14 protein-coding genes, 1 tRNA gene and 2 pseudogenes are annotated in these 12,736 nt (G+C 63.5%); 1 reads left to right on the forward strand and 16 read right to left on the reverse strand.

Features of this window, described 5'->3' with window-relative positions:
* Nucleotides 1-391: 391 nt before the first annotated feature.
* The 16 genes and pseudogenes from ACWDNY_RS30030 to ACWDNY_RS30105 all read right to left on the reverse strand — a co-directional run bounded on the left by ACWDNY_RS30030 (nucleotide 392) and on the right by ACWDNY_RS30105 (nucleotide 11,533).
* A complete protein-coding gene (locus ACWDNY_RS30030) occupies nucleotides 392-652 on the reverse strand; it encodes a hypothetical protein (RefSeq protein WP_451648968.1) in 261 nt (86 codons plus the stop codon).
* A gap of 214 nt (nucleotides 653-866) precedes the next feature.
* Nucleotides 867-1,513: pseudogene (locus ACWDNY_RS30035) on the reverse strand (tyrosine-type recombinase/integrase); the annotation flags it as partial.
* Nucleotides 1,477-1,845 (reverse strand): annotated as a pseudogene (locus ACWDNY_RS30040) (replication initiator); the annotation flags it as partial. The pseudogenes ACWDNY_RS30040 and ACWDNY_RS30035, both read right to left, overlap by 37 nt.
* 132 nt (nucleotides 1,846-1,977) lie before the next feature.
* A complete protein-coding gene (locus ACWDNY_RS30045; protein ID WP_451648969.1) occupies nucleotides 1,978-2,235 on the reverse strand; it encodes a SpdD protein in 258 nt (85 codons plus the stop codon).
* A 14-nt stretch (nucleotides 2,236-2,249) separates the two neighbouring features.
* Complete coding sequence (locus tag ACWDNY_RS30050) at nucleotides 2,250-2,444, reverse strand: hypothetical protein (protein ID WP_451648970.1); 195 nt, start codon at nucleotides 2,442-2,444, stop codon at nucleotides 2,250-2,252.
* A gap of 10 nt (nucleotides 2,445-2,454) precedes the next feature.
* Entirely contained in the window at nucleotides 2,455-2,646 is a 192-nt protein-coding gene (locus ACWDNY_RS30055; RefSeq protein ID WP_282879458.1) for a mobile element transfer protein, read from the reverse strand.
* Complete coding sequence (locus ACWDNY_RS30060; RefSeq protein ID WP_451648971.1) at nucleotides 2,646-2,837, reverse strand: hypothetical protein; 192 nt, start codon at nucleotides 2,835-2,837, stop codon at nucleotides 2,646-2,648. Before ACWDNY_RS30060 ends, ACWDNY_RS30055 begins: the two co-directional genes overlap by 1 nt.
* Before the next feature lie 18 nt (nucleotides 2,838-2,855).
* Nucleotides 2,856-3,485 (reverse strand): DUF2637 domain-containing protein, encoded by a 630-nt coding sequence (locus ACWDNY_RS30065; RefSeq protein ID WP_451648972.1) that lies wholly within the window; start codon nucleotides 3,483-3,485, stop codon nucleotides 2,856-2,858.
* An 81-nt stretch (nucleotides 3,486-3,566) separates the two neighbouring features.
* On the reverse strand, nucleotides 3,567-4,925 hold the full coding sequence (locus tag ACWDNY_RS30070) for an FtsK/SpoIIIE domain-containing protein (RefSeq protein ID WP_451648973.1): 1,359 nt from the start codon (nucleotides 4,923-4,925) through the stop codon (nucleotides 3,567-3,569).
* 47 nt (nucleotides 4,926-4,972) lie between these two features.
* Nucleotides 4,973-5,055 (reverse strand) — tRNA-OTHER (locus ACWDNY_RS30075).
* 870 nt (nucleotides 5,056-5,925) lie between these two features.
* Complete coding sequence (locus tag ACWDNY_RS30080; protein WP_451648974.1) at nucleotides 5,926-6,474, reverse strand: hypothetical protein; 549 nt, start codon at nucleotides 6,472-6,474, stop codon at nucleotides 5,926-5,928.
* A gap of 718 nt (nucleotides 6,475-7,192) precedes the next feature.
* Nucleotides 7,193-9,082, reverse strand: a complete 1,890-nt coding sequence (locus tag ACWDNY_RS30085; RefSeq protein WP_451648975.1) for a hypothetical protein — start codon at nucleotides 9,080-9,082, stop codon at nucleotides 7,193-7,195.
* The gene (locus tag ACWDNY_RS30090; protein ID WP_451648976.1) at nucleotides 9,082-9,660 is read right to left on the reverse strand and encodes a hypothetical protein; all 579 of its coding nucleotides are present in this window, start codon (nucleotides 9,658-9,660) and stop codon (nucleotides 9,082-9,084) included. The genes ACWDNY_RS30085 and ACWDNY_RS30090 overlap by 1 nt, the downstream gene beginning before the upstream one ends.
* Nucleotides 9,657-10,907, reverse strand: coding sequence for a dsDNA nuclease domain-containing protein (locus ACWDNY_RS30095; RefSeq protein WP_451648977.1), 1,251 nt, complete (start codon nucleotides 10,905-10,907; stop codon nucleotides 9,657-9,659). Before ACWDNY_RS30095 ends, ACWDNY_RS30090 begins: the two co-directional genes overlap by 4 nt.
* 100 nt (nucleotides 10,908-11,007) lie before the next feature.
* Nucleotides 11,008-11,235: a hypothetical protein gene (locus tag ACWDNY_RS30100; protein ID WP_451648978.1), complete on the reverse strand. Its 228-nt coding sequence runs from the start codon at nucleotides 11,233-11,235 to the stop codon at nucleotides 11,008-11,010.
* A gap of 55 nt (nucleotides 11,236-11,290) precedes the next feature.
* Nucleotides 11,291-11,533 (reverse strand): hypothetical protein, encoded by a 243-nt coding sequence (locus ACWDNY_RS30105; RefSeq protein WP_451648979.1) that lies wholly within the window; start codon nucleotides 11,531-11,533, stop codon nucleotides 11,291-11,293.
* Between the two features lie 929 nt (nucleotides 11,534-12,462).
* On the opposite strand from ACWDNY_RS30105, the gene ACWDNY_RS30110 reads away from it, so the two are divergent.
* Nucleotides 12,463-12,600, forward strand: a complete 138-nt coding sequence (locus ACWDNY_RS30110) for a hypothetical protein (protein WP_451648980.1) — start codon at nucleotides 12,463-12,465, stop codon at nucleotides 12,598-12,600.
* The last annotated feature ends 136 nt before the right edge of the window (nucleotides 12,601-12,736 follow it).

The following is a 12,736-nucleotide window of genomic DNA, read 5'->3' on the forward strand; positions in this document are numbered from 1 at the left end:
GCCGCCAACACCGGGGAATGATCAACATCAACTGACGCAGCGGGGGTCGCTTTTCACCCGTCGGATGTGGGTCACGATTCACGCGTCGCCGACACAGCAGGCCCCCTGCTCTGTGCACGGCTTGCGGTCTCCCACCGCCTGGCACAGAGCCGCGCTGGGCGTCTTGCCGGCCGTCTGCATCGTCTGCCGGCGGTGCACCCCGGGTGCAGCGTAGCGTCCAGGGCGGCCTGTCTCATCATCGCCGTCGTCTCTCTGTTCACCGTCTTCACTGAGGAACGCCGGACACAGCTCCGCCCCGGCCTGGGGGGAGGGCCGGGGCGGAGGGCTTCAGGACGAGAGGGGGGATGACGCCCGGTACTGCTGAATCTGCAGCGTCGACTCGTCGAACGGATCAAGCGCCTTGGCGTAGCCAGGATCCGGTGATGGAACAGTGTCCTCGATGGGGCTCAGCTTGCCCTCGGGTTCCCCAGTCGTTCTCCCCCTCCTTGGCCTTCTGCCGAACCTTGGTGAGGAACCAGTACTTCGCCGGATAGACGATGAGGAACATCATCAAGGCGTACAGCGGGACCAGCACGGGGGCGGTTACCCGCTCCCACTTCTTCAGACCGCGATCAACCGCTGCTGTACAGCAGTGGGGTACAGCAACCACCATGACCGCAGCCAACCGGCAAAGGCCTCCGAAGGCCACACGACCAGCGCTCTGGACAGCAATGGCCGTCCGGCCGATAGTTCGGGACGAAGAGGTCGTGGGTTCAAATCCCGCCACCCCGACAGAGAAACACCAGGTGAGGCGCCTACTGAATTCAGTAGGCGCCTCACCTGTTTCGTCTGCGTGTCTATCTGCGTGACTACCAGTTCCCGCGTGTCTACGGCCGTTGCGGATCAGCGCCGAAGATCCCGTCCATGACCACGGCGCCGGTCTGGATCACGGGCCGAATCTGCTTCCGGTAGACCTCCTCGGTCACGGCCGTCCCGGAGTGTCCGACGAGCCGGGAGATCACTTCCAGCGGTACGCCGCGGTCGGACAGCAGGGACACGAAGCTGTGCCGGAGCTCCCGTGGCGTCCACTCGTCGGCGTTGATCCCGTCGACGTCCTTGAGCGCCTGGCGGAAGGCACGGCGGACGTTGGCCGCGTCCAGTGGCTTGCCCACGGCCGAGGAGAAGACCAGCCCGTGTTCCTCCCACTTGTCGCCGGCCGCCAGCCGATCCCATCCCTGATCCTCGAACTGCTGCCAGAGGGCTTCGACGCAGCGCGCCGGCAGAGCGAGCGTGCGCCGGGACTTCCGGGTCTTGGTGTCCCCGCCCCGCCGGACCAGCGCCACACCGCGATGTGCGGAGGCTGCGGCGGGTCCGCGTCCGGCTTGCCCTTGAGGAAGACGTGGTCCCAAGTAAGCGCCCGCAGCTCCTCGGTACGGGCACCGGTCAGCAGGGCGACGACGATGTACGCGTACATCGAGGTCCCCTCGGCACCCTTGAGCACGGCCTCGGCCTGAGCGAAGGTGAGCGCCTTGGAGGAGTGGCGAAGACGCGCGGGTGTGTGGCGACGCGTTCCGGGGTGCCCTTGCCGCCGCGGAGTCCGGCGGTGATCAGGTGGTAGGTGTCGCGGCGGTAGGTCTCGGCGCAGGCCGCACACCGGGTGGCGCGGCGGTTGTTGCAGCGGACGAGGAGCTGACCGGCGGGCAGGGCCGAGGAGTTCAGGTGGTGCAGGACGCGGCCGACCTCGCCGGTTGTCCGGTCCACCTCGTATTCGGTGCGATGGCCGTCGAGGCGTACGGGGCGGGTGCAGCCGCCCAGGCCGGACAGTTGGCGGCCCAGCTCGGGCAGGGTGCCCAGCGAGGCCAGCATGGAGAGTTCCGCCAGCGGGGGCGGAGTCTGCCGGGTGATGATGGGAGTTCCTTTCGGCTGTCGTGACGGTTTGGGAGGGACGGCCCCGGGGCGGCGGGATGCTTGGCGGCTTGTTGCCGCCCCGGCGGCCGGTCAGCGCTTGTGCGCGCCGCTGACGAGGGAGCGCAGGACCACGGCGGCGATAGCCACGGACACGGCCGTAACGGCGACGGCCGCCAGGAGCGCGGTGAGCACGATCGCGACGACGACCACCGCGGCGACCACGCCGGCACCGACGCCCACGTACGGGGCGACCGGGCGGCCGGCCGAGGGAACTGGGGCCTGCACGTGCTGAGACGCGACGATGGTCGTCGGCAGAGTCGGGGTGTCGGGCAGCTTGGGACGGAACACGGCGGATCTCCTTGTCACTCGTGGGTGCCGTTGACGACGTCGGCCCCGGAGCGGGTGCCGGACTCGATGGCGGGGGCAAGCAAGGTGTGTGAGAGCCAGAAGCCGAACAGCGCGATCACGACGGCGACCCAGAGCCGGACGCCGAGGAACTTGATCGCGGCCCAGGCGATGACGCCCAGGACGAAGGCGAGCGGCAGCGAGACGGTCACGGAATCTCCCTCAGCGGACGCGGCAGCGGTGGGTACGGGCGGCCAGTTCGGCGGCGGCGCGGCTGTCGTAGTCCGTGGCGAAGCCGCAGCGCGGGGCCGTGCAGGCGGCGGTGTGCTTCTCGCGGCCCCTGCCGTCGTAGTACGTGGCGACCTGCACGGGGCCGATGCGGACGACGCGGCGGAAGCGGCGGTTGGTGGTCATCAGGGGGTCTCCTTCGGGTGTTCGCCGGTGAAGTCGGTGACGTGCTCGGCCAGCCAGCGCAAGATCTCGTCGCCCTCGTACTCGTCGGCGGCGAGGATCACGGGCTCGGCGATGAGCACGGCTTCGGTGAGGCGGTTCTGTCGGGTCAGCTCGGCGACGCGCTTCAGCGCGCGGAGCGTGGACGGGCGCACGAGGGAAAGTCCTCCGGGTCAGGTCAGGTGGGTGGAGAGGGCTTCGGCCAGCGGCAGCGGGACGCCGAGCCGGGCGCGAAGGGTCGAGGTGTCGATGGGGGAGCCGGTCCGGGTGCGGTGTTCGTCGGCGACCTTGCGCGCGAGCGTGACGAGCGCCGGCGGGGCCGGAGTCGTGGAGGGCGGAGCCGATTCCGGCACCGCAGCAGGCAAATCGGGTGCAGGGGCAGGCGCTTCGGGCGCCATAGGTCCCGGGGTTGACTCGCGGTCCCCGGTCGAAGTGTCCGCGGTTGCTCCGTGGGCGAGCAGCGTCCCGCCGAGGAAGGCGATCGCAGGCCATCCGGCGACGAGGATGCGCAGCCAGTCCGGTACGTCGTTCAGGTCGAGCAGGCCGGCCGTGGCGACGTTGGCACCGAGCGAGGCGGTCAGGGCGACGAGGAACCAGCACCACCCGGCCGCCTTCGCCTCACCGGAGCGCAGTCGCCGCCAGGCCGCGACCAAGAGCAGGTCGACGGAGACCGGGTAGGCCCAGGCCTTCCAGCCGTCTTGTCCGGCGGCCAGCGCCAGATCATGCAGGTGGGCGAAGGACAGCGCGGCGGCGATCAGTGCTTGGACGAGTACGGCGTCGGTGCGGACGGGCAGGGCGCGCACGGCGCAGCTCCTTACGGTTCCAGGCATGGAGGGGTAGGGACGTGGCACGGGACGGCCGTGCCGGCCGTGGGTGGGGTGCGCTTACTCGGTGACCAGGTGGGCCGTGGCCACGTGCCCGGACGCCTCCACCGGCATCGGCGGGACGTGCGGCCGGAAGGGATTGAGCGCTGGTACGTCGGGAGCGAGGTCCGCCGTCGCGCGGCAGGTGGTTGCAGCGTCGGCAAGGGAGAGGTAGAGGGTGCGGATGCGGGACCAGCCGCCGGAGGTGTCGCCGACGACGGCCAGGCCGGGCAGCTCGGGGGCGATGGCACAGGCCGCGAGGACGGCCTCAGGGGCGATGTCGCCGAGCGCCATCTTGGCCGAGGCTTCGTCGTTCACGCGGTGGCAGACGCGGCCGGTGAGCTGAGCGCGGAGCATGGTCGCGCCCTTGCCCAGCTCGGCACCGAAGCGCTGTCCGCAGACTTCGAGGTAGATGCCGGCGGCCCGGCCGAGTTGGGCGAGCCGGATGAGCTGGGTGACCATCTCGTCCCGCCGTTCCTCCTCCTTCCGCGTGGCGACGAGGAAGAGTTCGGCCACCTCGTCGATGAAGAGCACGATCGGGGAGGGGCGTTCGTCCTCCGGCAGCCCCCATACGTCCGAGGTGATCAGCTCTTCCGGGGTGCCGGGCGCGATGCCCTGCCGGGCCTTGATCAGGTCGTATCGGTCCTCCATTTCCTTCACGAGCGCGGGAAGCAGCTCGGCCGCCTGGCCCGGGTCGGTCGCCAGGGCGGAGAGCCGAGGTGTGAACGGCGCCAGCTCGACCCCGCGCTTGCAGTCGATCCCGACCAGGGCCACCGGCTGAGCGGCGAGCCCGGTCAGTAGGTTCCGCAGGTACATGGACTTGCCCGAGAGCGTGGCGCCGAGCACCAGCTCATGCGGCACGGCCCGGTAGTCCCGCACGAACGCGGTCGCGTCCTCCCGTAACGCCACCGGGATTTGAAGCGGGCCGCCGCCCAGCCGACGGGGCATCCGAACCTTCCGCAGCACGTCGAAGCCGACAAGCCGCAGTTCGACGACGCCGGGCTTGATGTCCCGCACGTGGACGGCGTGGACACCCCAGGCGTGCCGGAGACGTTCGGCGGAGGCCGCCACGTCCGCTGGCTCCTGTCCCGGAGCCAGCCGCAACCGCATGCGCAGGCCGGTCGTGGTGGGACGGATGACGCCCCGGCGAGGAGGAACCGGCCGGACCTCACGGCGGGTGGTCGTTCGGACGGCCAGCGCCCGCCACCGGGGCGGTTCGACGGTCAGACCGCAGGCGTCCATGGTCGAGGAGTACGAGGCCAGCAGCCGGGCCACCGAGAGCGGTAGCCCGACCGTGGACCAGTACGCCGCCGGGTGGGCGTGCCGGGCGTAGGCTGCGCCGAGTGCCGGCCGAATGCGGCGTGCGAGGGAGGCTCCCATCCCGTCCGCCGTCGACCCAGGCAGAGCCGAGCAGCCGCGGCCCAGGGCGCCATGGCCCGGATTTGAACCGGGGTTTCCGCGTCGGGGCGAACCCGAGCGCGACGTCTTGGGCCGCTAAACGACTCATGGCCAGGCGGATCGTACCTACTCAGGGACTGGCGAGCCCACCTCTTTTCAGGGATGACGCCTCAGAACGCCAGCTCACCGGACGATGTGTGTCCCCGAGCGGAGTGAGCCGTAGATCGCACGGCAGCAAGCAGGAGGCCCGGCCCCGTGCCCTCTGCATGCCCGATCGAGCAGCGACCGGCGGGGAGTGGCGGGGAACTCCGGAGAGGGACCCGAGAACCCGCACATCAGCGACTTGCCAGCTCAGCCCCCGGTCCGCATACGCGATCTTCCAAACTGGGGCCGGACACTCGCGGAACCGTCGCCATGGATAGCCTGCCCGTCCGTTTGGAACGCTCCTGGAGGCTCACAATGCAGACTGCCGTCTTCCTGCTGAGAAGCGCGCTTGGCCTAGGTGGCGGTCTCGTGTGGGCCTGGGAACTCAACCGCCAGGCTTCAGGGCCCGGTTGGAGGAAACCTCGGGTCTTCTCTGCGATGGCGGCTCTGCTTCTTGCTGCTCTGCTCACCGTCTAGGGAGAGCGGAGGCCGGACGCCGTAGAGCAGAACCGGCTCCCGTACAGCAGCGAAGTACAGCAACCCCACCGACCGGCGCTGACCCCCCATGCCTCTCACAGTCCGGCTGACCAGCCCACCAGACCTCGACGACCGCCCCGCCCGTAGTTCGCATCGAGGGGGCACCGCGACGTCCCCCGGGCCGTCTCCGGGCCGTGCGAGGGTGCTGAACGACGACCAACGCTGACAACCACCGACAGCTAAGTCGCAGGTCGCAGCGTTGGTCAATCACACGGCCGCAGGTCAGAGACCCGGCCTGTCACTTCTTCGGCTACTGGTCGCGCACCGCGGCGAGGACACTTAGCCATGACCCCACGCATGCCTAATCTGTCGATGCACCCGTCGAGAAGTGAGAAACCACCATAGCCACCTCGGATCCATCAAGCAGTCCCAGACTGACGAATTCAGCAAACATGGATTCATCAAGCTGGATAGGCTCTCCCAGGGAAGACAGGAAGAGCTCATTTTCTGCTATCCCGCAAGCTGCGAGCTCATCATCGCCATGCGCACTAAATGCACACAAGGGACAATAAAACCATCTATCTGGGAAGCCTTCGGCCGGGCCAGTCCCAATAAGGGGCAGATTGACAATCAACCGACCTCTACAATGGCACGCTGCACATTCCTTTGGGGAATGGAAACTGTACAGGCCACACTGCATATGCAAGCCGAAGTAGTCTTCTTTTCCCTTCATTTCCAGGAGCAAGAAGGGTGAGTGTTTCGAGAGGGCTGACTTAGCCAGTCTTTCGATGCTCACTCCAGCATGCAGGAGGAATACTTCTTCATCATTTCGTGAGTGGGCATCCATAGCTGTGTGTGCGAACTTACGGGCACCCCACTGGAGACTCTCATAGGACAGGAAGTCGGTCATGTCTAGAATTTACTCGACAACCTCATCATGCGCGACCACTTTGCACGAGGAACCTGTCCCCATTTGGGGAGGTGCCGTTCATAGCCAACATCAACGACGATGGACTCTAGCGGCTCGGCCGTTTCAGGCCCGCGTCGTGCTCATGCCCCACCGCAGCGCGAAACGCCGTTCCTACAGGGCTCAAATGGCTCGTCTGCCCATCCCAAAGGCGAGCCATGCGGAGCCGGCGCACCATGACCGCAGAACGAACGCACCGGATTAACTAGGGTCCATGTGAGAACCACGGTGACAGCAGCGGTGCTAGAAAAACTTCCCCGCGTATTCGCTCAGCGCTCACACCGGTTCGTGATTTCCCGATTAGTGGCTGAAGGTATTGGCTCGTCAATACAGCACCGGTAGTGCGATGGCGGCATTTGCGCTGCGTCTGACTCCACATCAATCGCCGTCTTGAGAGCTGAACCAGCCAAGAAATTTGGCAACCTGCGCTGTGATTGCGAAGGCACCCGCGAATGCAGTGGCTGCCCATCGAACCGATACCCATGGCGTCTCACCACATAGCATGGCTACATGCGCTACGAGGAGTGCACAGACAACACATGCGAGGAGAATGATTGCAACGTAATGCGACCTGCAGTCACGACCAACCACTTCGAACGATCCCAATCGTCAGGTGACCGTCTCGGCGGACCAATCCAGGCCTGATGAGCAGGCACTGACACTATGACGCAATCCGAATCAGGCGATCATCCGCCGACAAGCGAAGTACAACCTTCTCCTCCAAGAACTTCGGTGCATCGTTGTCGATCGCAATGATCTGCAACTTATCTCGGTAGCGTTCCGCCGTTTCGGCGAGTAGACGAAAAGCGTTATCTTCCCTTCGCGCGTCCCACCCCTCACGACCGGTATTACTACTAATTCCATCGAGAACCAGGAGTCCCGCCATGGGGAGGCCTCGATCAATACAAACGGTATGAACGGCCAAAGAATAGGCGATATTTACGAGCACTTGCATCCCTTGACTGGAGATTTCATCGAAGGAACGCCCGCCGACAATAGGAAGAAAGTTTCGCTTGTCGATCTTCACTCCAAGGCCGGCTCCGCCGATCTGAGGTGGTTCCAGCTGAGCTAGGTATTCCTCGAATCGCTCCTCAAGAGCATCCAAATTGTCCTCAGCAACGGATGAGTTGTCGCGACCCGCTAGATCGGCAGTGATTGAATCTTTCAGATCTTGCAGACTTCGTGCATCATCCATGATGCTAGAACGACGAGCGAGAATCTCCAGGTATTCTCGAATGCGCGCCTGCTCCTCGACGTTTCGGGCACGCCGAGCGCTACGCTCACTAAGTTCGTCACCACGGCTACTGACGAACGCGCGTGTTCTGAAATCTAGCTCAGCTACGGCCGCGTCCAGCTCCGCTTGCCGCTGCGCAAGAGCCTGCTCAATGCCAGCAAGTTCTGCCTGACGAAATCCCTGCACCTCAGAAATTTCAGAAATTTGCGCCTGAACTCGTCCTTGCTCCTTGATCAGAGCGGCCCGCCGATCACTCTGGTCAGTCAAGGGCTGGGTACACAAGCGACAGTGATCGTGATCCTGCTCATGCACTGCTGGCAAGTCTTGTCCGCAACGTGGACACACGATGAAATCAAAGTCCAACAGGTTATCTTCGGCCACGATGGCACGGGATAGCTTGACTACCTGCGAGTGAAGCTGGATCCTCAACTGCTCAAGGTCACCTAGCTGTCGCTCGACGGCATCTTTTTCCTCCGTCAAGGTGCCACACGAGTCTTCAAGCCGAATTACGGTATCGCGCAAGCTCTCAGTACCCAAACTTGTATGGAGACCATTCGCAGTGTCGTAAGCCTCAGACTCCAGCTCAGCAGCTTCTTCCCTCAGCGTGGTCAGCCGCGCTTCCAACTCCCTGCGATCGCCGAGCATCGTTCCACGCATCAGCCTGTCAAATGCCGCGCTTTGTTGAGAAAGGAAGTTGATTCGACTCTCAACGTCCTTAAGCTCAGCTTGTAGCCGCGCCATTTCGGTGTCATAGAGACCGAAGGCAATCTCGAAAACGTACCGGCGCTTGATGTTCCTGAAAGGGTCTCGATGACCGAATACCATGTTGTCGATCTCAGCACCCGGGACCATCGAGTAGTTCAACCAGTCGTTGATAGTAACCGGTACGTACTCACTCGATTCGGGGCGCGATCGTGACGTTGGAACATCAACGACGGGCAACCCGATCTGTTCAAGGAGCCATTGCGAGTAGGTCTTATCGGCCGTGCCATCGTTCTTTACGGCGGGAAGTCTATATGCGCTATTCGCGCCGACAATATCCACCTTCGCTGTCGGCGTGGTCACACGAGGCCGAGAGACGAGCCACTCGGCTGCGCCAGTACGGACCTGACCGGTAATAGCACTCACATAGTTGACTTCAGGAGGCATGCTCTTCGGCAAGGCTCCGAGAAACCCGCGCATGAGTCGCAGCAGAGTTGATTTTCCTGTTGCGATCTCTCCCTGCACAATGCTGAGATCAGGATTGAAATTTACTTCTCTGCCTCCACCGACCAGCCTGACATAGTCGATCTGAAGCAAGTGGTTTTGCTTAGTCATTAAATGCTTTCCCCCCAAGACGACCCGGCAATATCCGGAAACAGGGAATAGATGAGTTTCTTCAGCCTCTCGCCTGTGAGGTCGAAGTGACGTCTCAAGAGCAATGAGCGTTCTTGATACTCACTCCAAGACTCATCTTCTAGAAGTCGCTCGACTAAAGCCGCCCCTTGGGGAGTACTCCTGTAGCCGTGTCCACGCGAATTAACGGATACTACCTCGATCAGGCCCCGGCCGATGAGGCTCCCCAGCAGGGAATAATAGGAGGGATCCCAAGGGCCATACCGATAGCGGACCATCCGCTCATCGATCGGAACTTCCTCCTCGGTAGCCGTAGCAATAGTCTCTGGGTTAACACCCTTGCTCTGCAGCGCTACGGCAAGTCGCTCAGGGTATCGCAGGAAAAAGTCCAGCTTAGCTAGCTTTGTGCGTCCTTCGAGATGTGCCTGCGTTCCCTTCTGCCGGCTGAACGTGTCGATCAGCAAGAGGAGTCGAGCGGCCCCCTCAGCGGAAGGACGGTACTTCTCTCTTTCGGCTGCAACGCGACGAGCGCGACGAGCCTCTAGGCCTACGGCGCTCATGACGCTCTCCATGAGTATTCACACTCGTCTGATAGGCAGCAGAGATATCCGAGTTGGCCGTGCCGGTGGGTAAAAAGATTGTCGACGTCAAGCTGCTTTAGCATCATTCGATCGAGCTTGAGATCAATGAACACCTGCTGTCCGGGTGTCGTGTGGTTAGCATGCCGCATCGCAACTGTTCTGCCGTGATCGAGTAGCTCCTCAGCAAGAGCAGCCAAAGATTCCTCGGCAGTGATCGAGGAAGCAAGAAGTTCGAGCCTTCGAGAATCTGCGGTTGACTGAAGAGCCGCTGCCTCGATCTGCACTTCCTGGCTCGCGCAAGCAAGCATGAGCTTTCTGCGCAGATTAGAAATCGGCTTTCCGGAGGTCAGAAGTGCGCTTAGGTGAGCATGACCAAGTACAGGGTCGTCAGGCAGTATATCGATCAGCTCAGCTTTGGTGAGGGTCTGACGTTCCAATGGGCTGGGCTCGTTCGCGGGAGCCAGCCCCACAGCCCTCATGAAGTCCTGCGCCTCGCGCGTAACAAGTGTGCCTTCTTGCGCATCCTCGGCTCTCTGCAAAATTTTCTCCAGAGCGCTTAGAACATGAACAACCCTGGTATTAGGCAAGGCCTTAGCCAGTGCCGCAAGTACCATATTGTCAATGTCTTGCTCATTGACTCGGTTGGGCAAGATTACCAGAGCGTCGAGGAACGCGGATATCTCGGCGTCGGAAATGTCCTTCTTCTGATCCTTAGCTACCGCTTTAGCAAGCGCGACTACTTTCCTCTTATGATTACCCGAGACGGAACTGGGACGCGCAAAGAAGCCTGCTGTGGGTTCTTTAAGTGAGGCTGCACCTTCGAGCCAAAGCGAGTAACTATCTCGCACTTCCGATCCTTCGGAACGCCCATTGAAAGCGATCCGCGAGCGGATGAGCGAGTCGACGCCGCCACCGTCTTTGCAGACCTCGTTGAATGTCCAGCTGGCTCTGCCGGGAATTCGAGTCTTGACCTGCCGGAACTCAAGCCTCTGCTCCCAGACTAGAACCAAGTCGTCAACGTGTTCGCAGACAACGGCTATAGGTCCGTCCTGCTGCAAACACGAGATCCAGAGCAAGGCGGCAACTTTAGCTTGATAACGGTATTTGCCGAAGGTGACGCTCCCGCTCACATCGGGTGATACCGTCGAGCCGAGCGCTACGAGAGCTGGTTCGTTATTCTCAGCACTAAGGGTTTTCTGCGACGGGCCCTCGGCAGAATTGATCACGCGCCCCCCATTACCGTGTGCGCTAGCCATGCAACGCAGAGACACACCGTACTGCGGGCAACGTTCAGTGCGCCAGACATAGTCCAAAAACGGCGAGGAGCTACGAGAGATGTTCCGTGAGCAGGCCCGCCGGCCATCCGGGGATGACGCCCTCCCTGCGGCCGTCATCAGCCGAGAAGACATCGGCCCCTACCCCGGTGAATAGTGCCAGGCGCGCCGCGCGGGCGGCCACGGCCGGCCCGTGGCCGAGCGGCACGAAGACCACACGGGCGTTGAGCTCCGCCATGGTGGTGGGCGGCACCAGGCCGCCGGGTGCGTACTCGTCCACGGGCTCTTCCTCCTCGGGTGACGGGCAGCATGCGGCCCTATCCGAAGCCCGGGGATCAGCTGCGCGCGGTCGCCGGGGCGTCGCCGGGGGCCGGCGTGCTTTCGGCCGAGGCCTCGGCAGCTGCAGCGGCGGCGGCGCGGCGCTTACTCCGCTTGTCGTGGGCCACGGTCCCGGCGATGGTGGCGGCGGTGATGACGCTGCCGACGATGACGCCCCGCCCGGTGTAGAAACACTTCAACGCGAGGGGGCAGCCCCGTTTGCTGGCTTCCTTGGCCAGTTCCGCGTAATCCCACGCCATGGTTCTCCTCCGGTTCATGTCGCTCGCTCGGGAACAGGTCGGTGATCGCAATGCAGCGCTACGAAGGTGCGCGGTTCGCGACTTCCGCCCCCAACGGGTACGGGGGGCTCCCCCACCGCCGATGGTGCGCCCGTACCGGGAGGCCGCCCGGGCCGCTTCCTGGCCGGTGATCTGGTCATGTCGGGCCGGGGAGTGCACCGCGGTAGTTCTCAATCACTCCGCGGCGAATGACATGACCAACGCGTCGCCTCGGTCGGGCTCCGACCCATGCACGTGTCGGCCGCCATGGCTTGCTCTAGCCGACGGTATTGGCAGCGTGGTGATGTCGGTGGGGGTACAGCGAGACACACACGTGCCTGGTGGGGTCGGCGCGCCCGCCGTCGTGGCTGCCTGTCGTTGGTTGCGATTCGTGCCACCCTCGTGCCAGATGCGAGGGTCAGCCACGGCGAACGACGGGGTCGTGCGGGCAAGTTGCCGCTGAGTCGACCAGGTATCGAATCTTCAGGTCAGCGGTCGGAATCTCATCCCGCTCTCCTAAAGCGGTGCCTCGGTACCTCCTTCATCACCAGGGCGGAAGTTGGCGGACTGGTCTCTAGTCCACGCGGCGGCCGAACGAGGTGTACAAGTGGTGCAGCGGGGCGGTATGAAGTGCTTCTTGATCCACATGTCCTAGAGGGGGGACGCGCATGTTCGGCAGTGGGAGGACCCTGAGCAGCTTCGAGGTCGGAGACAAGGTCACCGTCAGAGCGCCAAGTGACAGGCCCATGTACCACCAAGGGTCACATGGAACCGTTGTCACCATCGGCACCAAACGGGTCCACGTGAGGATGGACAAAGCGGCGTTTGAAAGCCACGACGGAGAGGTGGCGAACTTCCTCCCCGGTGACCTGGAGCCGGGGCACGTTGGGACGCCTAGAAACTCCGACCGCATGAACGATGCCTTCACCGCCCTCAAGCTCGCGGCCGGCACCGATCTCGTGGCCGTGGCAATGGAAGCTGGCGTCATCACTGCCGAGCAGGGTGAGCAGATCAAGGCTGCATGGGCCAGCCACTTGCAGAGCAGGTGAGTGCAGCCATGCCGCAGCCCAAGCCGCGGCCAGGGTGAGTGTCTAACTGGCCGTTCTCTATCCGGTCGTGCGCTCGGTCTGGTTCGAACGGGGTCCTGGATCGGGTGACTTGTGGGCTGATGGGGCATAGAGGAAG

It is taken from the genome of Streptomyces sp. NPDC003697 (assembly GCF_053587115.1).